General features: G+C 46.8%; 18 protein-coding genes and 1 tRNA gene. 8 read left to right on the forward strand and 11 right to left on the reverse strand.

Annotation, left to right across the window (positions count from 1 at the left end):
* Window positions 1-73 precede the first annotated feature (73 nt).
* Together AAC022_RS22740 and AAC022_RS22745 are read right to left on the reverse strand one after the other, a co-directional pair.
* Window positions 74-1,720: a hypothetical protein gene (locus AAC022_RS22740; RefSeq protein ID WP_339734778.1), complete on the reverse strand. Its 1,647-nt coding sequence runs from the start codon at window positions 1,718-1,720 to the stop codon at window positions 74-76.
* A 61-nt stretch (window positions 1,721-1,781) separates the two neighbouring features.
* Window positions 1,782-2,753, reverse strand: coding sequence for an SgcJ/EcaC family oxidoreductase (locus AAC022_RS22745; RefSeq protein WP_339734780.1), 972 nt, complete (start codon window positions 2,751-2,753; stop codon window positions 1,782-1,784).
* A 397-nt stretch (window positions 2,754-3,150) separates the two neighbouring features.
* Here AAC022_RS22745 and mprF point away from each other — a divergent pair, with 397 nt between their 5' ends.
* The 5 genes from mprF (at window position 3,151) to AAC022_RS22770 (ending at window position 11,555) form a co-directional block, all read left to right on the forward strand.
* Entirely contained in the window at window positions 3,151-5,718 is a 2,568-nt protein-coding gene (mprF, locus tag AAC022_RS22750; RefSeq protein WP_339734782.1) for a bifunctional lysylphosphatidylglycerol flippase/synthetase MprF, read from the forward strand.
* Window positions 5,702-7,801, forward strand: coding sequence for an isoamylase (locus AAC022_RS22755; protein ID WP_339734784.1), 2,100 nt, complete (start codon window positions 5,702-5,704; stop codon window positions 7,799-7,801). The genes mprF and AAC022_RS22755 overlap by 17 nt, the downstream gene beginning before the upstream one ends.
* Window positions 7,802-8,108: 307 nt before the next feature.
* Window positions 8,109-9,365, forward strand: a complete 1,257-nt coding sequence (locus AAC022_RS22760; protein ID WP_339734786.1) for an FAD-dependent oxidoreductase — start codon at window positions 8,109-8,111, stop codon at window positions 9,363-9,365.
* Between the two features lie 153 nt (window positions 9,366-9,518).
* Complete coding sequence (locus AAC022_RS22765) at window positions 9,519-10,526, forward strand: prenyltransferase/squalene oxidase repeat-containing protein (RefSeq protein ID WP_339734788.1); 1,008 nt, start codon at window positions 9,519-9,521, stop codon at window positions 10,524-10,526.
* Window positions 10,527-10,691: 165 nt separating this feature from the next.
* A complete protein-coding gene (locus tag AAC022_RS22770) occupies window positions 10,692-11,555 on the forward strand; it encodes a DUF6159 family protein (protein ID WP_339734790.1) in 864 nt (287 codons plus the stop codon).
* Between the two features lie 12 nt (window positions 11,556-11,567).
* On the opposite strand, the gene AAC022_RS22775 is transcribed toward AAC022_RS22770, so the two are convergent.
* The gene (locus AAC022_RS22775) at window positions 11,568-12,398 is read right to left on the reverse strand and encodes a glycerophosphodiester phosphodiesterase family protein (protein WP_339734792.1); all 831 of its coding nucleotides are present in this window, start codon (window positions 12,396-12,398) and stop codon (window positions 11,568-11,570) included.
* Between the two features lie 186 nt (window positions 12,399-12,584).
* Between AAC022_RS22775 and AAC022_RS22780 the strand changes: the two genes are divergently transcribed.
* Window positions 12,585-14,648: a serine hydrolase gene (locus AAC022_RS22780; RefSeq protein WP_339734794.1), complete on the forward strand. Its 2,064-nt coding sequence runs from the start codon at window positions 12,585-12,587 to the stop codon at window positions 14,646-14,648.
* A 21-nt stretch (window positions 14,649-14,669) separates the two neighbouring features.
* Here the strand turns inward: AAC022_RS22780 and AAC022_RS22785 are convergent, their stop codons facing one another.
* Both AAC022_RS22785 and AAC022_RS22790 read right to left on the reverse strand, forming a co-directional pair.
* Entirely contained in the window at window positions 14,670-15,773 is a 1,104-nt protein-coding gene (locus AAC022_RS22785; RefSeq protein ID WP_339734796.1) for a prolyl oligopeptidase family serine peptidase, read from the reverse strand.
* Between the two features lie 72 nt (window positions 15,774-15,845).
* Window positions 15,846-17,129, reverse strand: a complete 1,284-nt coding sequence (locus tag AAC022_RS22790) for a right-handed parallel beta-helix repeat-containing protein (protein WP_339734798.1) — start codon at window positions 17,127-17,129, stop codon at window positions 15,846-15,848.
* A gap of 481 nt (window positions 17,130-17,610) precedes the next feature.
* On the opposite strand from AAC022_RS22790, the gene AAC022_RS22795 reads away from it, so the two are divergent.
* Both AAC022_RS22795 and AAC022_RS22800 read left to right on the forward strand, forming a co-directional pair.
* Window positions 17,611-17,684, forward strand: a tRNA-Arg gene (locus AAC022_RS22795).
* A 454-nt stretch (window positions 17,685-18,138) separates the two neighbouring features.
* Window positions 18,139-18,963: a hypothetical protein gene (locus AAC022_RS22800; protein ID WP_339734799.1), complete on the forward strand. Its 825-nt coding sequence runs from the start codon at window positions 18,139-18,141 to the stop codon at window positions 18,961-18,963.
* A gap of 170 nt (window positions 18,964-19,133) precedes the next feature.
* Here AAC022_RS22800 and AAC022_RS22805 read toward each other — a convergent pair whose 3' ends face one another.
* The 6 genes from AAC022_RS22805 to AAC022_RS22830 are packed head-to-tail and all read right to left on the reverse strand — an operon-like array spanning window position 19,134 to window position 24,489.
* Complete coding sequence (locus tag AAC022_RS22805) at window positions 19,134-19,667, reverse strand: AAA family ATPase (RefSeq protein WP_339734800.1); 534 nt, start codon at window positions 19,665-19,667, stop codon at window positions 19,134-19,136.
* A 7-nt stretch (window positions 19,668-19,674) separates the two neighbouring features.
* Window positions 19,675-20,193, reverse strand: a complete 519-nt coding sequence (locus AAC022_RS22810; RefSeq protein ID WP_339734801.1) for a hypothetical protein — start codon at window positions 20,191-20,193, stop codon at window positions 19,675-19,677.
* A 1-nt stretch (window position 20,194) separates the two neighbouring features.
* Window positions 20,195-21,448 carry a hypothetical protein gene (locus tag AAC022_RS22815; protein ID WP_339734802.1) on the reverse strand — a complete coding sequence of 418 codons (1,254 nt, stop codon included), beginning with the start codon at window positions 21,446-21,448 and terminating at the stop codon, window positions 20,195-20,197.
* Window positions 21,449-21,453: 5 nt separating this feature from the next.
* Complete coding sequence (locus AAC022_RS22820; protein WP_339734803.1) at window positions 21,454-22,464, reverse strand: hypothetical protein; 1,011 nt, start codon at window positions 22,462-22,464, stop codon at window positions 21,454-21,456.
* Window positions 22,465-23,052 carry a DUF4186 family protein gene (locus AAC022_RS22825; RefSeq protein ID WP_339734805.1) on the reverse strand — a complete coding sequence of 196 codons (588 nt, stop codon included), beginning with the start codon at window positions 23,050-23,052 and terminating at the stop codon, window positions 22,465-22,467.
* On the reverse strand, window positions 23,053-24,489 hold the full coding sequence (locus tag AAC022_RS22830; protein ID WP_339734807.1) for a helix-turn-helix transcriptional regulator: 1,437 nt from the start codon (window positions 24,487-24,489) through the stop codon (window positions 23,053-23,055).
* Window positions 24,490-24,493 lie beyond the last annotated feature (4 nt).

Consider the following 24,493-nt stretch of genomic DNA (forward strand, 5'->3'; position numbering starts at 1 on the left):
AAACAGAGTTGGCCTGGAACGACCAACTCTGTTTTTTAATTCTCAAAAGTAATCTCAGTGAATTGATTCAAGCTCATTCACTGGCAGCAGCATTTTTGTCTTTATCCTTTTGATCCAGCCTGACCATCAACCATTGCTGCGTCTGATCTTTTCCACTATGAACCAGCAAGGGGGCTTCCGCTTTGGTCAGATTATAAATACCAGTGTCATAAACGGTGTTCTTATCATCCCCCACAGTCCAGGCAGCACGTTGACTCTTTTTGTCAATTGAGCCTTGGACCTGCTGCGTCTTCTTGGTTTTCGTATTGGTATAATTCCCCCGGATAACTCCCTGCGCGTTCACAGCAAGTTCCACGACGGAATTAGACTTTGTCTGTCCACTTTCGGACAAAGCAAACACACCCAGTGGCATCCAGTTTTTCTCGTCGTTGACATCAGCAGAAGCACCGGCAGCCGCCAACTGACTGGCCTGTTGAGTATATTGCTCTGCCGTACCCACATCTTGATTATTGACGTAGACACTGTTGTCCTGATAGACCACGTTATTTCCATAGTCATAATAAACTGGTTGTGTATCTGCCAGAGTTAACCAGGCCATCATTGAAGCCCAGGTGCAAGCTCTCCAGGCGTATCCCGCAGGCCACGCAGAAGCATACCAGACTCCTGGATGAGCAGTATACCAGCCCGGGTAATACATTCCGTAACCATAAAAACCACCGCGAATCACCGCACCATGATAGTAACGCGTGGAAGGGGGAACATGCACAAAACCAGCGGCATAACCACCGTTAGGACCATGCACAACACCGCCGGCAGTCGTTCCGCCGCCGCGTCCATGAACCACACCACCAGCGGCACTACCTCCGTTTGGACCAACGGCTCTTCCACCAGCGGCAGAGGCACCACCGGGGCCGACAACGCGTCCCCCTGTAGCAGATCCGCCATTCCTTCCATCAACAGAACCACCAGCAGCATGTCCGCCGTTAGGTCCAACGGCTCCACCGCCTGAGACCGTATTTCCTCGCCGTCCTGTATAACTTCCGCCTCCTGCAACACCACCGTTCGGCCCATGATAGACGTTACCGGAACCAGAACCGTTTACTATCGACTGATTAATCGTATTGCGACCTGTAAAATCCTGAACTTGAGGATGTGAGTTTGTGACGGAATTGTGGCCGGCATCAGAAGGAAGTCCCAGAAAATTATTCAGTCCCTGACGTGTTGGCTTCTGGTTAAAATTCATGGCGCCGACATTCAGTGAGCCATCAGTTCGTGAACTACGAATCCCATTTGCCCCTGATTGATTGAAACCACCTCGGTTCCCACCACCGTTGTTCAATCGGCTGAAATCAGACCCTTTGGATTGCTCAAAGGACTTGGCCTGATTCGAAAAGTTGTTATTAAATCCGGTATTATCATTGAAGCGGCTGGGGACATCATATCGACTGCCATAGTTGGAAAACCGACTTCCATCAAAGCCACCAGAGCCACCGATATTTCGGGATCCCGAGTCGAATCCGCCACCACCACCCAAGTTGCGACTTCCGCCGCCATAGCCTCCTCCACCGCGATAACCGCCACCACCACTAAAGCCTCCTGCTCCACCTCCACGAAATCCACCACCGCCGCCGCCACCAAAGCCGCGAGCCCACGTAACAGACGATTCATGTGAGACAAAGAGTAATGTCGTAATGGAAAGGACGCTGATGAAAAGTTTCATTCGATCAATCCTCGATTTTCTGTATTCAAAAAAGCAATATTTTATTGTAAGCGAGACTACACTATTTTCGTTTAGAGACGACTTCCAGTGCATCTGGTAACGGGGTCCCATTGGCTGTCCGATGCACCGATTGCCAACGAGAACCGTTATCATCAATCTTCGAAATAATATTGTTCGCGCTGGTTACCATTCCGTTACTGGTAACTCCTCGCGATTCGATCGCCCAACCATTCTCCACAGGAGCCCAGATTCCCAAGGCATGGCTGCCGTCGGTATTGAACGTCCAGGACATGATGTCACCGCTGATCGGGTCAACGCCGATAATTTGTTTTCCGATTACCTTTTTGGAACCATTGCTGGATGAGTAGAATGTCCGGTCCATAAATTTATTGCCGGGTAACCAGCGATAGTCTGTGGTGAGAGTGATACCTCTCTCTTCAGCAATCCAGGTTCCAATTAGCCACTCCAGGTCTTTTAATCTAGAGTGAGAACCGCTCGCAGAGATTCCCGATTCTTTGACGCTAACCATCCGCCATTGACCGTTCCGTTTCATATGTGTCGCCGTATATTGGCTAGACTCGGGTGCCGCTTCAGGAACCGAAACAATCGTCCGACCTTCTTCAATCGCTAAATTTTCACCAATCTGACGAACGGAATCGACAGAGATTTGAATCTTCGCGTTCTTGTTTTGCTTAAAAAATGTATCGTAGGCGCTTTGAATCGTAGCCCGTCCGACCAGTCGTTTCCCACTGGCATCAATGAACTCGCCTTCCGGAGCCCAAAAACTGGCTACTTTCTGGGCATTCCCCTGATCGAAGGCCTCTTTAAATGCGACCGCCATTTTTTTGATGGTTTGTGTGGCTCCTGAAGTTTGGGGGGCCGCAGGAGTTGCTGAGGGAGCCGGTGGCGCCGTTTGGACATTCAGAGGAGTTCTCTGAAACTGGGCATAGCCAACAGAACTGTCAAAGACAATCAACATCAACAAAGCGGGAAGAGTAAGACCACAGCAGGTCTGCCGAAGGAGAAGATTCATTCTGACATCTTTCAGAAATTTGTGTTGTTTGTGAGAGAGTACACGGGCTGCCTGTTATCAACAGCAATTAGATTTATTTTATTCCTGTCTGTTCAATAATGCACGCTTTATTTATGATCTCTTTCAGAAATTATTTAAGCCGTGTCTATTAACGGTAAACTCAATCACCCAACTACACCAAAAGAGCAATTTAGAAATAAATCGCTCGCCTGAATTCTGAATCAAGCAGCTAACATATTCTTCATATTCGGAATACTTTATTTAGCAGTCACCTCTTCCGATTCATTTGATGGCTTAACAGAGACTAAAAAACCCAGACCGGCCAAACACATCAGATCTTACTTATGGTATGATTCCAATGCGACATATAAACGCCTTTACGATATAAGAATCATAGATGCTTCATCGTCTTAAAAAACTTGCTCCTCTGGTTGTCATCACAATTTTCATGGGCGCAATCTGGCTGCTCTCGAAAGAGTTGAAGCATTATGACCTGCACCAAATCCGAGCAGCGGTCAACCATATTCCGGCCTGGCGTCTCTGGGCAGCCGCTGGTTTAACCATATTCAATTATCTGATTCTAATCGGCTATGATTACCTCGCAGTGCGTGCCATTCAGCACCCGCTGCCGCTCCGTAAGATCTCGCTGGCTTCTTTTACCGGCTTCGTCATCAGTTATAATTTTGGCGCCCTGCTCGGGGGAACGTCAGTTCGTTACCGGCTCTATTCTGCCTGGGGACTTTCGGCGGTCGAAATCCTACAGCTCGTGATCATGCTGGGCACAACCTATTGGATTGGTGTGTTTGCTTTAGCCGGGGTCGTCTTTATTTTACAACCGTTTCCCGTTCCGGCATCGTTACATTTACCCTTTGTTAATGTTCAATCGATTGGGTATGGCCTGCTGGCGATCGCCGCCGTCTATACAGCGTTACCCTTCATTCGCAAATCTCCGATTATTGTCAAAGACATTGAATTTCGATTTCCCAAAACCAGCATGACACTGCTGCAACTCTTAGTTTCCGCCGTAGACCTGATGCTGGTTGGCGCGATTCTCTACACCCTGTTAGCGCCTGACCTGACGATCGGTTATGGAGAATTCCTGGGGATGTTTCTCCTGGCGACTGTTGCCGTGGTTCTCTCTCATGTTCCCGGCGGTGTGGGAGTCTTTGAGCTCATCATTTTAACTCTGGTTGCTTCCCCCTCATCAGCAATAATCCTGGCGGGCTTGCTGGTATTTCGTGTGATTTATTACCTGATTCCGCTCTTCATCGCAATCATCATGCTGGGGCTGCACGAACTTTCGCTTCAACGCGGACTGGCAACGCGGGTTGCGCAAGGAGTCAATCGCTGGTCGGTCGCGGTGACTCCCCTGGTGCTCTCCTGGTGCACGCTCCTGGCGGGTGCCGTTCTGCTTTTCTCAGGTTCCACTCCCATCGTCAAAACGCGACTCGCTCACCTACAGCATACGATCCCCCTGCCGCTCGTCGAAGTCTCCCATTTTGTTGGCAGTCTGATCGGTGCCGCTCTCCTGGTTCTCGCGCGCGGCCTGCAACGACGACTTGATTCCGCCTGGTGGTTAATCACCTCATTACTAGGGCTCGGCGTGGTCGTCTCGCTCTTAAAAGGCTTCGATTACGAAGAAGCGATTTTGCTGGCATTAATCATGATCGCTCTATGTGTCAGTCGCAAACAGTATTATCGCAAGGGTACTTTAATCCACGCACGATTCAGCCTGGCCTGGACCAGTACGATCCTGGTGATTGTCATTTGCTCGATCTGGCTTGGCCTATTTGCTTATCAACATGTCGATTACTCGAACGAACTGTGGTGGGTCTTTACTTTCAAAGGAAACGCGCCCCGCTTTATGCGCGGCAGTATTGGTGCTGTCATCTTTCTACTGCTGTTCGCGTTATCAAAATTGATCGCCGCCCAGAAACCCCGTTCACAGGAGCCAACCGAAAGCGAACTGTCTGCTGTTACCCAGATTGTGAAAGCGTCAACAAAAACATCATCCAATCTGGCTTTACTGGGAGACAAATCCCTGATCTTGAACGAACAGCAGACAGCCTTCCTGATGTACGGCGTTCAAAAACGTTCCTGGATCACACTCGGAGATCCCATTGGCCCGAAGCAAGAGCAGGCCGAACTGATCTGGCAGTTCCGGGAACTGGTCGACCGTTATGACGGCTGGCCCGTATTTTATCAGGTGGAACCCGAAAACCTCTCCCTCTATCTCGATCAGGGAATGAGCATCCTGAAGCTGGGTGAAGAAGCCCGTGTTCCCCTGGAATCATTCGATATTGCCGGCAGCTCTCGTAGAAAACTCAGGCAGACGGTCAATCACTGCCAAAAAGAACAATGTGAGTTTTCCATCATCCCCGTCGAACAGACTCCTGAATCACTTCCTGAATTACAACAGATCTCGGATGCCTGGCTGACGACGAAACAGGTCACCGAAAAAGGCTTCTCCCTCGGCTATTTTGACAAAGACTATCTCAAACATTTTCCGATCGCTATCGTGAAGCAAAATGGAAAAACGATCGCCTTCGCCAACCTTCTGGAGGGAGCAGATAAGGAAGAACTTTCTGTCGACCTGATGCGATATCTGCCTGATGCGCCGGCGAGTGTAATGGAATATCTGTTTATTGAACTACTGCTGTGGGGTAAACAGGAAGGTTATGGCTGGTTTAACTTTGGAATGGCTCCCCTGTCGGGAATTCAGAATCGTCCCCTGGCTCCGGTCTGGAACCGGACGGCGAATCTAATTTTTCGTCATGGTGACCACTTCTATCACTTTGAAGGTTTACGAAGTTATAAAGAAAAATTTGATCCCGTCTGGACTCCGAAATATCTGGCTTCTCCAGGCGGCCTTGCCCTGCCCCAAATTCTGGCTGACGTCGTTGCTTTGATTGGAAAACCCCACTCGAATTCAATAGGGACACCACACCATGGACCACTGGGATAAAACCGAAGGGTCTCCCATCCATCTGGGAGAAACCTGGATCGCATCTGAGAATGCTTATAATTTTGCCCTGTATTCAAAACATGCGACGCAGGTTTCATTGCTCTTCTTTACCGAAGAGAACTTGAACGAACCTGTTTATCAATTTCAATTCGAGCCGCATCGAAATAAAACCGCCGAAATCTGGCACTGCCGCATTCCGGCAACCGAAATCAAACATGCCAAATATTATGCCTATCAGATAGCCGGACCGACACCAGAGGACACCCTCGAATGGCACACCTTTGATTCGGAAAAATTATTACTCGACCCGTATTCACGTAATATTTTCTTCCCTCCCACTTTTGATCGGCACCTTGCCTGTCAACCGGGAAGTAATATGGGCCATGCCCCGCTGTCTGTCCTGCAGTCGATCAAATGCGCATTCAGTTGGGAGGATGACGAACCAATTCACCATGGTTCTAATCTCATTATTTATGAAATGCATGTCAAAGGCTTCACCAAGAATAGCAACTCCGGAGTTGCCGAAAATGCACGTGGTACGTTTGCCGGCGTCATCGAAAAAATCCCCTATCTGAAAGAATTGGGAGTCACCGCCGTCGAGCTAATGCCCGTTTATCAATTCGATACACAAGACGGAAACTACTGGGGATATATGCCCCTTGGTTTCTTCGCCCCTCATGATGGTTATTGCACGACTCAAGAAACATGCGAACGCCATATTGAATTTTGCGAGATGGTCAAGGCCTTGCATCGCGCGGATATCGAGGTCATTCTCGATGTCGTCTACAATCACACGGGGGAAGGCAATGAATCTGGCCCGACCTACAGTTTCAAAGGCATCGACAACACAACCTATTATTCAACCACAGGTGACCCGGATGCTCCGTATGCCAACTACTCCGGTGCAGGAAATACACTCCACACTGCGAATCGGGCCGTTCGCAAACTGATTGTTGACAGCCTGCAATACTGGGCAAAAGAGATGCACGTAGATGGATTTCGGTTTGACTTAGCCAGCGTGCTCACCAGAAGAGCTGATGGAAGTATTGAAGAGACGAACCCTACAACGCTGGGACAAATTGGTTCGGATTCCGTTTTGGCTGGTCGGCGTTTTATTGCTGAGCCTTGGGATGCAGCAGGTGGATTTCAGCTTGGCTCACGCTTCCCCGGTCATCGCTGGATGCAATGGAACGCCGCTTACCGGGACACGTTGCAACAATTCGTACGCGGTGACAAAGGACGGATCTCAGATCTGATGACCCGTCTTTACGGCAGTTCGGATTTATTTCCCGATGACTGCATGCATGCCCTCAGACCATACCAAAGCATCAATTACATCACTTCGCACGACGGCTTTTCGTTATACGACCTCGTTTCCTACAATGAAAAACGAAATTGGGAAAACGGCGAGAAGAATGCCGATGGCACTCGCGACTACAGCTGGAACTGCGGCTGGGAAGGCGATGAAAATGCCTCACCCGAAGTCATGAGACTGAGAAAACAACAAGTCAAAAACTTCTTTTGCCTGCTGATGGTCTCGAATGGCACACCCATGTTTCGGATGGGGGATGAGTTTCTGCAGACACAGGAGGGAAATAACAATCCGTATAATCAGGACAACGAAACAAGCTGGCTCGACTGGAGCAGACTGGACACGCACCGCGACATGTTTCGCTTCGTAAAATTGATCATCGCCTTCCGCAAACGACACTCCTCATTGTGTCGTTCGCATTTCTGGCGAGAAGATATCAAATGGTACGGAGCCACGCCTTATGTTGATCTTTCAGAGAATTCAAAAACCCTGGCGTTCTGCCTGCACGGAGCAGAAGAGGAACACGCCGACATTTATGTGATGATCAATGCATCCTCAAACGCTTATCACTTTGGAATTCATGAAGGGACTCCCGGCGAGTGGAAACGTGTTATCGATACCTCACAAGCGAGTCCCCAGGATATACTGGAACCAGAGGAGGCCAGCATCGTTTCCTCAACCACTTATGATGTCCAGCCTCGTTCTGTAGTCGTATTGATTAAACAATCACATGAGTCATGTAACTTAGATAATAGAACGGGAGTAAATTGATGATTAGCCTCATGGATGTTTTTGGCAGCCTGATGATTCTTTTTGTGATTGTTCTGTTTTCTCATCGCCATATTAAACGAAAGGCGAATCGAAAAAACGAAAATAGCCATCAGGAAGGAACATCACAACAGGATTCTGAATAACCCCAGCTGAATCCAGTCCATGCATCAGGAACGTTTTTGATGAAAGATCATCATTTTCAACTTGAGGCGTTCTATTAACTGCGCTAAGCTACTGAACCATACCCGCGTCAGAAATTGATCTCAGAAATTGATCCATCAAAGCCACTTTACAGGAGGTAAAGGTCGTGAGTGAATTTCAACCACCGCAATCAGGGGACAAGATTACTACTCGCTGCTGCGTCGTCGGCGGTGGCCCTGCCGGCCTGTTTTTAGGATATCTGTTAGCCCGAACCGGCGTGGAAGTGATTGTGCTGGAAAAGCATAAAGACTTCCTGCGAGACTTCCGCGGGGATACCATCCATCCTTCGACTCTGGAACTGATGCACGAGCTGGGTTTTCTGGATGAATTCCTGCAAATTGCGACTCACCATTTTGATTCACTTGATTTCAATATCGAAGGCAAGCAAATCCCGGGGCCAAACTTCACCCACCTGCCTACCAAATGCAAATTTATTACGTTTGCTCCTCAATGGGACTTTTTAAATCTACTTGCAAAACTTGCCGGCGAATATCCTAATTTTCAGGTTCATATGCAAGCCAAGGCAACGAACCTGATCCATGATGGCGATCAAGTGGTCGGCGTCAAAGTAGAGGGCATTAACGGTGAATATGAAATTCACTCTGACCTGGTTGTCGGAGCCGATGGACGTGGTTCCCAGATGCGAATCGACGCCGGAGTCGAAGTGATAGAAAAGGGAATTCCTATTGACGTGCTCTGGTTTCGCGTCGGAAAATTGAGTGAGTTACTTGATCACACACTAGGAAGGATCAAGAATGGTCGTATGCTGATCACAGTTGACCGGGGAGACTATTTCCAATCGGGATTGATCATTCAGAAAGGTTCCTTTGACGAATTGAAAGCGGAAGGTTTGGAAGCATTTCGTAACAGAGTTCTCGATATGCTGCCCGATCTGGCGGATGGCGTCGCAGCAATTGATGACTGGAAAAAAGTCCGCCTGCTCACCATCCAGTTGAATCATATTACCAACTGGGCACAGCCGGGACTCTTGTTTATCGGTGATGCCGCCCATGCGATGTCCCCCGTTGGCGGAGTAGGCGTCAATCTCGCGGTCCAGGACGCCGTCGCGACAGCGAACCTGCTCGCCGATAAACTTTATGCAGGTAATGTAACACTCGATGACTTAAAGCAGGTTCAACTTCGCCGTGAGACACCAGCACTCAGAACACAACGCATGCAGGTTTTCGCTCATCAGCGTCTGTTTGGCGGAAAGACCACTTCCGAAAATCCGGTTTCTATTTCCTGGGCGTCTCGAAAAATCGCCGGCCTGTTCGCCCCAATTATCCGGAAAAAAGCAGGCAAAATCATCGGTCTCGGCTTCCTCCCCGAACATATTCACACACCAGAGCGTCCCCCCAAATAAAAGTCGTCAGGCTTTGATCACCGAAGTTCCACATAGAAACGGAAAAAGAAGCTGGTCTTCCAATTCACAAGACCGTTAGAATAGAGCGAAACGATTTGATTCCTTATTCCCAGTCCGGCAGTACCCCTGCCTGCAGATACGGGAGTTGACAAAATGTATCGCGTTATTGTTCTATTCTGCTTCATCTGCTGTCTGCAAGAACCAATACTGGCTGGTGAGTCCGCACCGACTCCCACTGCGATAAAAATCGCGATTCGTAAATCGATTCCTCTGATTGAGAAAGCGGCAGCAGGTTCTGCCCGCGAACGAAAATGTTTCACCTGCCATAATCAGGCTTTAGCAGTGCTTGTGCTGGATGAAGCAAAACAGCGGGGTTTTACCATTGACGAAGCTAACTTTCAGTTACAGATTGATCATACGGCTGCCCACCTCAAGCGAGGCCTGAATAATTATCAATCAGGCAAAGGTCAGGGAGGTGGTCCGGACACCGCCAGTTATGCACTCTGGACACTCGAACTGGCAGGACGCAAGCCGGATGAAGTGACGAACGCCGTCACAGGCTATTTATTAGAGCGCAACAAAGACAAAAATCACTGGATTCGTAATTCCACTCGCCCCCCTTCCATGTCCTGTGATACGAACACGAATTATTTCGTCATCCGTGCCCTCAAAACATTTGGCACCAGCGATCAAACCGCCCGCATCGAAACACGCATTCAACAGACACAGCAATGGCTGCTCGACTTAAATCCCCAATCGACCGAAGACCGGGTATTCCAGCTCCGTTCGTTTCTCATTCTGGATGTTGATGAAGATGTCACCCAGACTGCCATTGATACCCTACTCAATCAGCAACAGGCCGACGGCGGCTGGTCTCAACTCCCTGAAATGACCAGCGACGCCTATGCAACGGGAACCGTACTCGTCGCCCTGCTCCGCTCAGACCAAATCACCGCCGATCACCCAGCCATCAGACGGGGTATTCAGTACCTGCTTAACACGCAACTGCCCGACGGGTCCTGGCACGTCGTCACGCGTGCGAAACCGTTCCAGACCTATTTTGAAACAGGCTATCCACACGGCAATGATCAGTTCATTTCGATCACTGCCAGCAGCTGGGCAACGGTCGCCCTGCTGTTAGCACTACCGACAGATAAATAATTAACCTTTTGCAAACAATCAGAATAATCCTCAAGAATTTTCTAATCGATTTCGCATTTTGGGGTCGATCTGTTATAAACCGTGCTACTCTTGATTTGACGTGACCAGCCGAGGTCAAAGCTATTTTTCCGCAACGTTGAGAGCATTCTCAAGGACTGATTAATCATGTTTTCCCGCATTTCCAATGGATGGGCATTATCCAAACAGAGTTTCCGTGTTCTCATGATGGATAAAGAACTTCTGCTGTTTCCGATCATGAGCGGTTTTGCCTGCCTAATGGTCCTGGCCAGTTTTGCAATCCCGTTGATCAGCAGCAAATACGTCACGGTGATCATGGATGAGCATCAGGCTCCTCAAGATCCACTGGCTTATTTCATTCTGTTTGCCTTCTATTTTGTGAATTACTTCGTAATTATCTTTTTCAACTCAGCGTTAATGTCCTGTGCCATCATCCGGCTCAAAGGGGGCAATCCCACCATAGGCGATGGTTTCTCCGCCGCCATGAATCGGCTCCCTCAAATCACAGGCTGGGCCCTGGTCAGCGCGACCGTAGGCTTCATACTCAGGTTGATCGAATCAAAATCGGAACGCATGGGACAGTTCGTCGCCGGCTTGCTCGGGATGGCCTGGTCGATTACTACCTATTTTGTGATTCCGGTTCTGGTTGTGGAACAGAAAAACCCCTTTGCAGCCCTGAAACGCTCTGTGGGAATTCTTCGCAAAACCTGGGGCGAATCGCTCGTCGCTAACTTCGGAATCGGCCTGATTGTCTTCCTGCTTATGATCCCCATCTTCGCGCTGATTGTAGGTGGCTTTGTTGTGATTGGATCGGTCAATGCAGTACTCGGTGGCATTATGATTGCGACCGGATTTGTCTGTATCTTACTCGTATCGCTGGTCTCTTCGGCCATTCATTCGATTCTGATTGCGGCAATCTATCTGTTCGCAGCCGAAGGCAAAGTACCCGATCAATTCGACGAATCGCTGATTCAGCACGCGTTTGCACCTAAAAAAGCCGCTAAAACTTGAGCGGTCACGGAATCAGTTTGTGGTTTCCTGATCTGCGTGCTTCCAAACCTGTCGACATTCTAAAGGATAGTCCGTTAGCATGCCTTCAATGCCCGCAGCGCGAACCTGATTCCAGACTACAGGGTTGCGACGGGCCTCCCCTGCTCCACCAAAGTTAAATAGCACCTGCTTCCCCTGCCGCTTGAGCCGATCGACTTCCGCCTTGTCAGGAACAAACGTGAGCAAAAACACGTCCAGCTGATCCTCCTTTAAACGAGCATCGATACTCTTGCGATTGACATTTTGGCCAATCCGAATTCGAGGATTCATTTTCTTCAACCGCTGGCTCATGGCAGCACTTTGATCAAACGCGAAACTGTCTTCGAACAGATCATATTTCTCGAGCAAATCCACCAGTTTCTTTTCGCCGTCGAGATTCAATTGCTTGATATTCAAGGCAATGATTGATTTCCCCTGCTTTCTCTCTTTGATCAATTGCAGCGTCTGTTCAAGGGTTGGAATTCGCGTCCCAGTAAACAGGGGATCAAACCAGCGGCCCGCATCGAGTTGCCTGACCTCAGACCAGTTCAGGTCACGCACGGAACGGTTGGGTCCATCCGTGGTTCTCTGCAAGCCGTCATCATGAATTATCACCAGCTCACCATCTTTTGTGGTGCGGATATCCAGTTCAAAACCAATCCGCAAATCCAGGCAGACACGAAATGCCGGCAGAGTATTTTCTGGAGCATGCCGCAACATTCCCCGATGAGCAATTAATACTGGATCGGCTGCGTGCAGTGTCTGTAGGAGTAAAACAGAGCTTGAAATCACGATGGAGTACACAAATTTCTTGGATATCAGCATGGGCATCATTTCTTCTCTAGTGTCTTTAAAACAGATTCCGATCACTCTTGCTCTTCTATTATATAAAGAGTCAAACCCAAAAGCAGGTCAACACATCTGAAATAATGCTTGAAGAGATCCCCTCCGCCACTCTATCATCATAGATACGAACCCTTCTGTTCAAGTCACTCATTTGGGAACCTTGCTATGTTTTACCGACGATTCCTGCTGCTGGGGTTACTACTGATGACAAATGCTTTATTTGCTGCAGAGGTGGAAGTTCAATTGCTATTAACCCCAGCGGCCTACCAGAAGCATCTCTCACGACTCACGAAACAGGGCTATGTGCTAACAGATGTCAGCGTCACGCCGGGAAAACGATTTGACCGATTCATGGCGATTGCAGTGAAACAAACGGACCAGAAAGCAAGGAAAGCGCGTCATGGACTTAACGCGCGCCAACTGGAAGAGAAACAAAAGCAATACGCCAGTGAGGGGTTCCAGCCAGTTGTCATCAGTGGTTACGAACGGGGAAATACATCACGATTCGCAGTCATCTGGGAAAAGAACGATCAAGCCGAACATATCATTCGACATTCATTATCGAACGCACAATTACAGGAAACATTAGATGAGTTAAAGCAGAAGGGCTATGTTCCGTTTAAGCTGGATGGTTACACGCTCAATAACCAACCTCTCCATGCCGGGATCTGGGTCAAACGAAACGATGTTACTTGGGATGCAACCTGTAATGTTCCTTCAGACCAATTCCAGAAAATATTCGAAAATGTTTCCTCTCAGGGATTTCGTCTGATTGATCTCTGCGGCTATGTCATTGACCACAAGCCCGTCTATCATGCGCTCTGGTATAAAGAAAGGGATCCGGCTTGGATGTCACAATTTCATCTGACTCTGGATCAGTTCCAGGCGGAAGACAAAAAAATGAGGGATGAAAATTACCAACTCACGAACATTGATGGTCATCGAATTAATAATCGCCCCTATTTCAACGCTATCTGGGAGAAAGTAGACAACGGAATCGAATCCTCTGTCTGGAAAAATGCCGATGATATTCCGGTCTCAGGCAAGGACCAAAAAGAGTTCGCTTCCCTGGATCAATCCATCAAAGAATTTCTGCAGGAACACCACCCTCCCGGAGCAGCAGTCGCCGTCAGTTATCGCGGCAGGCTCGTTTATGCGCGGGGTTTCGGATATGCAGACAGGGAACAGAAAATGCAGGTTCAACCTGATAGCCAGTTCCGAATCGCCAGCATTTCCAAACCGATCACTGCGGTCGCGGTCATGAAACTGGTTGAACAGGATAAACTGGAATTGAAGACACCGGTCTTTGATGTTTTAAAAAAATATCGAACCGAGCTATCAAAACAGGACGTTGACCTTCGCTTAAAAGAAATTACAATCCAGCAGTTGCTAAACCATACGGGGGGCTGGGATCGTAGTGTTTCTTTTGACCCAATGTTTCGTTCCGTTTCTTTCGCGAAGCAATTGGGAAAGACGCCTCCTGCTGAACCCGAAGACGTGATTCAAGTCATGCTGAAGCATCCTCTCGATTTCAAGCCGGGAGAACGCTATGCTTACTCAAACTTTGGTTACTGCCTGCTAGGCAGGGTCATCGAAACCGTAACCGGGAAATCATATCACGAATATATTCAGCAAACGATCTGTTCCCCGCTACATATGACACATACCCAAATGGGAAAAACACTGCTAAAAAACCGCCAGCAAAACGAAGTCAAGTATTACAGCCCTAAGGTAGGATCCTCTGTATTTTCCGAGGAGGCACTGGAACAGGTGCCTCAGCCCTATGGTGCCTGGTATCTGGAAGCGATGGATTCTCATGGCGGCTGGATCTCATCCGCACCTGATCTGGTGCGATTTGCAACCGCATTCAACAACCGTGAGCAATGCCCTATCCTGAACGCACCCACAATTTCCCAGATGTTTGAGCGTCCTGATGGCTTGGCCGGCTTCGACAAGACAGGAAACCCAAAAGCCATCTATTATGCCTGCGGCTGGTCCGTAAGACCCTTTAACAAACAGGGAAGTGAAAACCATTGGCACAACGGCGCATTACCAGGAACTTCAACAATACTGGTCAGACGCCGAGACGGAATCAACTGGGCCATTTTGTTTAACACACGCTACGGAAACGACAAAAAGAATTTATCGTCTCTCATTGACGGGCAGATGCATCGATGGGTGAACCAAATCAAAGATTGGCCCGAAACAGATCTGTTCCAGCAGAATTAGTGGTTGAATCACAACCAGAATTTACGGTTTCAAATGTTGATCAAAAAACTGATAAGCCGTCTCTCGTGTAGCCGGAGGAAAATCATGTTTCGCGTCGGGATAAACGGCCTGCAAATTTTCTGACTTACCTGACAACTCGTAAATCGGCCTGGCAATCTGTATCACATCTTTCACTCCCGAGACGTCAAAGTTACTGTCGCTTACAGGAGAGCAGGCAAGAAATGCCCGCGGTGCAAAGCTAGCTACAATTTCAGTAAAATCAAAAGGTACCAGATCGGGGTTATTCTGATATTTGCTATTAATTAACGGCATATATCGATCACTGGTCCAACCTTTTAACTTCCCGCCATAATACTTGTGGAAACGGGTGAACCCACAGCTGGATACCAACGCTTTAATACGGGAATCAAAGGCGGCTGTAAACATCGTGTTGTGCCCTCCCAGCGAATGTCCGATGCAGCCAATTTTCTCACCATTTACATAATCCAGCGACTGCAACAGATCGATTGATCGCATGTTGTCATAAATGGCTTTCATCGTTCCGCTACGATATTCTGGATGCGCCTTGAAATCATAAGCGTACTCACCAAACGAAGGATAATCCGGAGCCAGTGTTACATAACCCCGTTGTGCCAACTCAAGTGCATACTTTAAATTTGGCAGGCCTTGGATCCCGGCTGGTTCTTCTTTGCCGATTTTTGAATTGGTTTGATGCAGACACAACACCGCTGGCACCGGATGTTGCTTGCTGGCTGACTGCGGAATAAACAGATAAGCCTGCACCCGCTGTTGGGAATCATCCGTATGATAAGAAATCTTCAGACGTTTTGTTGTGCCGATGCTGGTTTCTTCCAGCACCTTCATCTCTAAAGGAACCGGTTGTTGTGGACGAGGCACTTCGCCCATCACGGTCTGCATGTTCGCCAGAATATGCTGACGACGTGTTTTCCAGTCTTCCCAGGATTTAATCGGCTGTTTTTGACCACTTTGGTCCAGAGAATAAGAAAGATCAAGATGCTCATGATACACAGGAGCACCTTGACTCTGTTCTGACTTTTGATCAGCAGCTAGCAGACCAGAAACATAACCTGTCAGACAAGCCAGTAATCCACAAAACCGCAACATTTTTGATCTGCCTTTCGTACAGGGAGGTTTCCGATCATCTCTGTTTCCATCAGATGCTTACTTCGAATCTGCTTACTTCGAACCTGCCTGCTTTGACTCTGGCTTGACGGGTTCAGCCGCTGTTTCCAAGATGTTTTTAATAATCGAATCCTTCAGTTTTTCATGATCCGATTCCACATCGATCAGCAGATTGTTTCCGAAGATCACATTCGTCGTTGGCTCAATCACTTGAACTGCCTTCGGTCGGACTGAAGAAAACAGATTTCCAGAAACGACTACTCCACGTGTTTTATCCAGCGTCAACCCAGAGGCTTTGAGGTCATCCGTACGACGTTTGACTTTGCCATTACCAATATAACTGTTCGAGAAGTTATTCCCGGAGACGGTAATCCGCCCGGACTTCGGACCAATCCGCAAAGCGTCTGCAGCCAACAGGGTAAAGGTATTCGCACTCACGGCACAACCGTGGGCGTCATCCAGAATGATTCCGCTCCCATTATGAGCGATCACATTCGCAGAGAGTGTGATTCCATAGCATTCCCGATCCAGGACAATCGCCCGCCCCTGACACTCTTCGATCATGTTGGCACAGACAATGGAACCATAAGTATTTTCAATAATCACACCGTCACGGAGATGGTCATCCAGATTATTACCGCTCATACACAGGTTGAAACCGTCTTTGCAGTGTAACGCGTCCAGATTTTCTTCAAAGTGATTCGCGGAAACAACAATATCGTGACAGCCGATCGTATTCAGACCGGTTGCCTTGTTGTAAGTAATCAGACAGTCGGAAACCCGTGGATCTTCAAAACAAAAATCGAGAAAGATCCCATCGCTGCCATGATAGCTGCAAGTCACACCATGAATGTAGATTTCCTGGATCCACTTTGCATTAATCCCCCGCCCGCTTTTTTCGTTGCCGGTAACGCGAAAATTCTGTAACTGCACACGCCAGATACGCGGCTTAGGATCTTTCTTACCATTGGGAAGCTTGGCATCAGTCGGCGGGTGAATCGCAATTGCATCTTTGCCTTCTTCGTTTTTGTTATGAATGTGAGTTGCTGACCCCGACCCCATGATCAGCACATCCCCTTTGGTGATCACTAGCGGCTTCTCAATCTCAAACTTTCCAGGAGGCAGCAACACAACTCCCCCTTCATCCGGAATCGCATCAATGGCTGCCTGAATCGAAGTGTAATTGATCGCATGAATCACAGGCCGCGCCCCGGCCAGTTTCGGCTTCTTCGCAGAGGATTGATTTTCCTGACCGGCAGCAACCAGGCTCAGAGTTAGATTGCATACTAGAGTCACAATTAAGAATGAAAACACAAAAGCAGTTTGAGAACGTTTCATAACAGGCAGGACCTCTCATTAAAAAGAAGCGGGGGCAAGAATCAGGGCAAGTTCGCGGGAAACGACAACTCACACTCAACAGGAAAGAATGTCCAGGAAACCCAAACAAATTAACTTTCTTACGTAATTGCATCTATGACAACCGAATCAGAGCAGATAGTCAAGCAGCAAGCGATTCTGGTGTGCAGAATGCAATTGTTTTGGACGCATTCAGAAACCAAAGAAAACTGGCTCACAAGAGCCGCCCCCAGTCTCATATTGAATTTGATAAAGTCGTTTGCCAGAACGATGGTCCCTTGTTTTTTATCGCGGGAATGCTAGAATCCCCATTCGCAACAGTTGCATCCATTTCTGATTTCAGTAACATAAGTGGAGGTAACAAGTTGCACCTGTTTTTGCAGAACAATGAGACATAAAAAAGCATCAGAGTCATTTTTTATGTAACCAGAGGCTGTCAAAGACAGTCTATAAAGCAATTCATGCACCCGTAGCTCAACTGGATAGAGCACCGGTCTTCGGAACCGGGGGTTGGGGGTTCGAATCCCTCCGGGTGTACTTCTTCAAGTCATTTCAAAACAACAACTTACAAATCCAAGGCCTTCATCACCCCTACGAAGGCCTTTTTTGTTCCCCCCACTTATCCCCCCACTAATGCGATTTTTTGCATTAGTTCAGCCCTACGCTATCCACTTATTTTAGCCTAGATTTAAACAATTGGATGCAATAATTCTGACACTTCAGTTGCTGATCTTTAAGAACTCATTGCCTTCGTTTATCACGACAACTATCTCCAGTCCGAATCAGAATTCAAATTACCTGGGCAGTCAGCAATTAGACCAGCACAGAGCAGTTTTCCACAACCTTCCAACAGGTTATTGACACATAGAAATGTGCTTACTATATTCCAATAAGCAAATTGTTTCGAACAATACTTGGACATGTTCAGATGCCCGTGAGAAATCGACTCGAAACAATCAAGAGCACTTGCAGTTTTTCGTCAGGAGAAACGGTGAACGAACTTATCAAACCTCCTCCTTTTTCGAGACTAGAGGTCATAAGACGCGCGACAGAATTGTTTCGCGGCTACGCTGATTTCGTCGGGAACGATACTGCGATGTTGGAGATCAACTTCAACATAATCTTCAAAAAGTATATTTACCCTGTATACGAGATTGATTTGATCGAAGATCATGATCTCGGCGTTGATGAAGATGGTGAAAAGATACTCGGATACTTTCAACCTCAGTTCAATCGCGTGTTCATAGATTCGTCTTTGCGGGAAGATCCTCGCAGAGTATTTACGTGCTGGCACGAAGTTGGTGGTCACGCGATTTTGCAAGGCGATTGGCTACGGCAAGAAATGAAACGTATTGGAATGGTCCGCGAGCTTGCGACGACTGCCCCAATGATGTCGCCAGATGTCGAGGACACTCTCGAACGGCAGGCGAACCTATTCGCAGCTCATGCTGCTGCTCCGATAGGGTTTGTCAACTATAGGATTCAAAAGGCCTTCGAACTAAATCAACCATATCGCTACACTGGTCCGGGAAGGTACTGCTTCTCACTTTCTAGTGGAACGAGATATCGTGAAGTGGCAGACTTCGAGCATTTGTGCAACTGTATCGCATACTACATCAAGCACTGGTTCGGTGGCTTATCAGTTGAGGCATTGGGCTACCGAGTCGCTGAATCAAAGTGGGTGGTGGACACCACTCATCAAGTAGTCAACCCACTTACAGAGTTTGGACTCAAACGATCCTCACGTGGACCCAAACGACGAAGAACAAAGAGTAACGCCACCAATCTCGGCGAATTGCTATCTGCGGTGCGTTAAATCTACCAACGTTCCGTATATAGGTTCGTAGTCGCGTTTTTCAGCCCCAGAGGCAATAGGCGAAGCCAGTAGTAAGAGATTCTAGAACCATCAACTCTTTCCGACAGACTAAAGTTATTCTGGGTCCACCGATAATATGATTTGAAAACAGTTCTTGGAGCCGTTCTTTTCTATCGATTGTGATCTTTAACGAACTCTATGATTTCATGTACAAGATCTGAAACGTTCCGAGATCCATCAAGCCGCATGTCGGCAATCTCAGGCAGTGAATCAATTGAGTCTGCTTCAACAGGATGTTTATCGAGTTGGGCAAGCATCTTTTTGTCCTTATTTTTGTTCCTTCGTGCTCGAATTGATTCGGAAGTGCTGACAACAACTAGACAAGTTTCCTTTTGAGAAACAATCTGGCACACATTTTTCCAAGCTTCGACATGACGAATACCATCCACAACTAGCGCTTGCCCTCTAGTCCAATTAGCACTTTGAATGACGTCCTCACAAAACTGTCGACAATCACCGTCGACAAGGGATTGACCGATATCTTGAAGAGATAACCTTTCACCTGATGCTTCACTTTCTTTTGCAACTTTGCGTACGAAATCCCCAAAGCTGGCCATAGGGCAACTTAAAGTTTCGGCCAACGCGGCTGCTAAAGTAGTCTTCCCGCTCGATATTTGACCTGATATGCCAATTACAAAATTCATTTTAACTTCACCAAAAAGTCAGTTGTTGAGAACGTTCACGTATTACGACCCATCCTCGTTGATCCTGTTTGTCTATGTCAATTGGCTTCAAAGTACAGATATTACTTAGACTCATTAGTGTGGCATAAGCTGCGGCAGATTTTGTCTGCCAGAATTGATCTTCTTCGATGCATAGTGCTCTTGCAAATTGATTTCGGATTTCATCCAAAGTACTCGAGTCAAGCTCGTAGGACCACACATGTTCGACAAAGCATATCCCAATAATTGGTCCTCCAACTTCTTTTATTAGGACAGAATCTCCCTTTTTTACTTTGCCATACGGTGCACAGTTATTAATAGAAAAGCGTGACTCAATCGTTTTTTTACCTTCGATGACATAGCTCAAGAAAGGTTCAGAAAAAACTGCGATATGGAGAGAAACTGACTGAGGTCCGGTTTCGTTCAGTTCTTCGACATATCGAGCCCAAAAAGAGTGTTCCACAAGGGCATTTTTAACATCGGTAACTAGTTGACATCTATCAATCATCTTAGTTGGTAATCCAATTCATTTTAGTTTCGGATGTCTCTAAATCAACTAGATTAAATATTTGTTCGACGGCAATTTTAACTTGATCTCTTTGCCGTTGACTCAATCTTAAATTCATCCTATTGCCCAGTTCATATAAAAAATCGTTTTCTTGGATTTGTAATATCTCGATAATATGTCTCAGTGTATTTGAACCATTGCACGCAAAAACTCGATTGCCCGTAGTCCAAACCATCGCCCTTTTTCGAATGGGATCACGTCGACTCACAGAAGGCAAAACATCTCCACACACTAAATTATTAAGCCTTGGATCACAAAATCCAAACTGGTATGAATCCTTTACCCTCAGAGAAAGTCCTCGGACGTGGTACGGCTTCCAGCAAGTATAAGAGTCTTGAATAATAGGACGTTTATGTTCAATCCGCCTTGCGAGCCGAAAAAGTATTAGATTGCCTTTACGCCAGCTAAGACCACCTAAATTGATATTGTTAGCGGCGAGAGAATTCCTTTCGAAGTTTGGCGTTCTGTATAATACGGCCCCCTTATCTATGCCTTCTTTTTCGAGTCCGTAATGACGTACTCGCGAAATTATATCTTTGTTTTCTTTAAAACATTCAGGACGTGTTCCCTCTGGTGGAAAACTAGCCAAGGCAATTCCATTAGGCTTCAATACTTGTGCTGCTGACCAGAGAAACAGGTCCATGTATTCCGGATACCAAGGCGGGTCCAAAATGACTGCTCCTGCTATGCCTCTAGGGATTTTATCCGAGACTAAATTGACTCGAAAGGCTTCGGCTCCAGAATCTAACTTTCTGAAATAGTTTATGATCAAATCGTTTCTGTCAAAAAGAATTGTCCTATGATCGCGAAACCACATTCGATCAAAGACAGATGGTGTTCCCAAACACATAAGGGGGCCATCCTCACCTAATAAACTAAATTGTTCGATTAGGCAGTCAACTGTTTCAGATGTAAATCGCCAATCGTAGTCGAGCGGATGTTCCATTGGCATTGGGCATGGGTCTGCACCAGAAGACATAAAGTGCACACGAGTTTGCAACAATTTTTCACTAAGACTAGCTGGAATGAGTTCGCGCATCTTCAGTCGCTCAATTGCTGCTCTCAATAGTGGAGGATATACACCAGGCAACCTAACAAGAAGATCATCGAAGGATCCAGCCCCCATACGCACACCACGAACGACCCAAGATTCTATCCGTTTTTCAAAATCAACAGTTAATAAATCAGTATTCATAATGACTATGATCCGGATAGGCAAATATCAGTTATATTCATCTCTCTTTGAGTGGATGAAAATCGGTCTTCAATTTCTCGATTCCAGAGCTCAATTGCTTTTTGTTGGTGAGCCATGGAATTCTGTATTGCAGTAGTTAGCCGGTTCTTTACTGGTGTAAAAACAGCTATTTCCAGAGGTACGACCCTCAAAGGGAGAAACTTATGAATTGATTGTAGCTTATCAATAAAATTGGGAATTCCAGAGTCAACAGATTTGAGATTTGGCGTCGTAAATGTTGCATAGCCATAAATGTCAATTCCTAGTTCAACAAATCTCTCAAACAACCGAAATTGGTTATCGAAAAGTGCTGGATCGGCTTTAGTATTGAAGGAGAACGATTCCTCATCAAATCCTTTGAAACAACAAACACGACCGTAGTTCTTGTAATCCAAAACTAGTTGACGATCTTCATCACTTAGGTATCGCCAAAAGTAATCATTGCTGAGATTATCATCTGACCAAAGATAAACCTGATCATTCAAGCCTCGCTTAGTTAGCTCCTTCATCATCCAAGGTACCCATTCCGGGACCAAGTCAGGCTGTCCACCAGTTAAATCGATTACGTAAGGTGCTTCATTCTCTGCAAGATACAGATCAATTAAGTCTGAGGCTGACATCCACGCACTGTATTTCAGATTGCCAGCTAGCAATTGGAATGGGACAAAGCAGTACCAGCATCGCCAATTACAAGATGCATTTTGAAAAACCTGTGCCTTAAGGATTTCTGCAGTTGGAAAACCCATAGTTTTGCAAGCTGGATCAATCGGGAGTGGATTTTCTGGCCAACCTTTTGAAGTAGCTCTTCGAAAATGACGTATACGTCCAAATCCGTTGCAGTTAGCAGGCTCTGTTAAATCATTTTCCTGTTCAGTATTAATCAAATTTGTGATTAACAGCCGCTGGGTTTCAAGGTCAACGGATTTCCCTCGGAGTCGTAAGGAGAAATCTTCCGTATTGATAAGATTTTCAGTCATTTACTTTTTCCGAATCGGTGGAACATGCTCGCCATCATTTGTCAGATAGGGCATACGCTCGTTTAAAAAACGCATGCAAAGCTCCGTAAAATAGCCTACCTGCCCATCCGTCAACTCGACTCCCTTGGGAATTTGGTGCCAATACTCGATACAGGTCCTGCAACAACATGCGGTGGCGTGTTGTGCATAGTAAATAGAGTTCCCTTCCATTGGTGTTTGTTGCCCATCTCGTACAGGATGAGCGTCAGCAACCGACTTTCGAATACGGTTCTCGATCGCTGGCCATAATTTACTTTTCCCTTTTCGTTTAGCATGATTTATTGCACGTTGATCAATTTCTTTGTGCCAAAAATGGTGACGGATTAATTCGCTTCTGAGTGCATCAAACGTGTAATCGACGTCATTCATATCTTGCTCGTGAACTCGATCCCAGTTGATCAATTCAACGCCACAGCTTCTGCAAGCTCCTTCTTTACCTTCTTTCTTGAGTTTTTGCGTTGCCTTGAAACAATGCAGATCATTTTTGCAATCTGAGTCAGTACATTTAACTTTCAACGGTTTCAGTTTTGGAACAGAAAATTTAGACATTTAGTCCTCCAATGTTGTTAGCGATAACGTTAGCAGCTCGCGATCAACTTCGTTTAATTCATTTAGAGAAAGCCGATCAATCAAAAAATCCCTAGCAGTGGCCCAAGGATCTTCGCCGTTAATCTGAAGGTTCGTTGCTGTTCCCCACCAATTAATATCTTGGAGCGAGAGACGGAAAGCCAAATAGTTAGCCAATGCCCCTGTCTCAACACATTCTTGACTGGCAACATCAGAAACAACACGTTTTAGTCGTTCAACGGAACCACCAGCTTCCTCAACACAGATTTGGGCAAGCTCCTCAGCTCGACAATCTAATGTCACATCGCCAGCAAACATAGTAGCCCCAATCTCCTCATCTGATTCGCGGCGTTCAAGTGACATTTCGCTCGATTCAATTATCGCACGTTCTTTTTCTTCAGGTTCCTGGGCAGCGTGAAATAATTCATGAATGAGATCGTTGACCCATCTCGCCTGTGATTTTGTCCGTTGCTTCAAGACAATGACATTTCTTCCATCGTTTCGCCAACATGCACCATGAAATCGGCCTGGATCATTAAGCGGCAAAACAGGAACACCCAAGTCCCATGCATAGGAAAGGACCGACTCCAAGTCCAATGAGCCGTATCGATCCAAAATTTCTTGTCGAAACTTGGTAGGATCGATCGATATTGGATTTGGCTTCAATTGCTTAGTCGCCTGCAAGGTCAATAAAGCTAAGTAATGGGCGTATACTGTGTAGGCACTGATTCTTTTCTCACTGGCATTTGCAGGCAATTTGAAACGAGCCATGCCCACAGCTTCTGTGTTTAGACTTAACAATCCCTTGCCAAGGATTGCATCATCTGCCCAGCCAAATGCACGACCGATAAACGAAGCGGCTTGACGAATTACATTTTCATCATCACTCGACTGAATTTGGGCTGCAATACTTTTAGGTAGCAATCGACGAACTGTAAAGCTCTTGTCGAGTTCGACCATATCAAGTTTGGCAAACAAGGCCTTCGATGTTTTTATTGCGACTGGTACGACAAGGCTGTTATGAATTTCTAACCCTAGAGCATTTGCAATTTTAATAAGCCTTGCCAAGCTTGCAGTGGTATAGTCTTGTGACTCATATCGTTGGATTTGCTGCTCTTTCATACCAAGGAGTTCAGCCAAATCCTTTTGGCTCTTTCCTGACGCAATTCGCGCCTGAATAAGGGCCTTAGGAAGATCCGCAAAAGTTGCGACAGGCAATAATGCACGTTTGCCGTCACGAAGTTCTTCATATTCTCTAATTTGGAGCTGAAGCTCTTCGTGTTGACTTTCGAGTGCGGCTTTTTCAAGCTTGGCAAGTAGTGGATCGACAAATTCTTTTTGTTTCAACTCATGAAGAGCATCTACAAACTTTTGCACACTCGTTTTAGTAATTTTGTATTGGCGATCGTTTTTGATCATTTTT

Origin of the sequence: uncultured Gimesia sp. (genome assembly GCF_963976445.1) — a bacterium.
Classification (GTDB): Bacteria; Planctomycetota; Planctomycetia; order Planctomycetales; family Planctomycetaceae; genus Gimesia.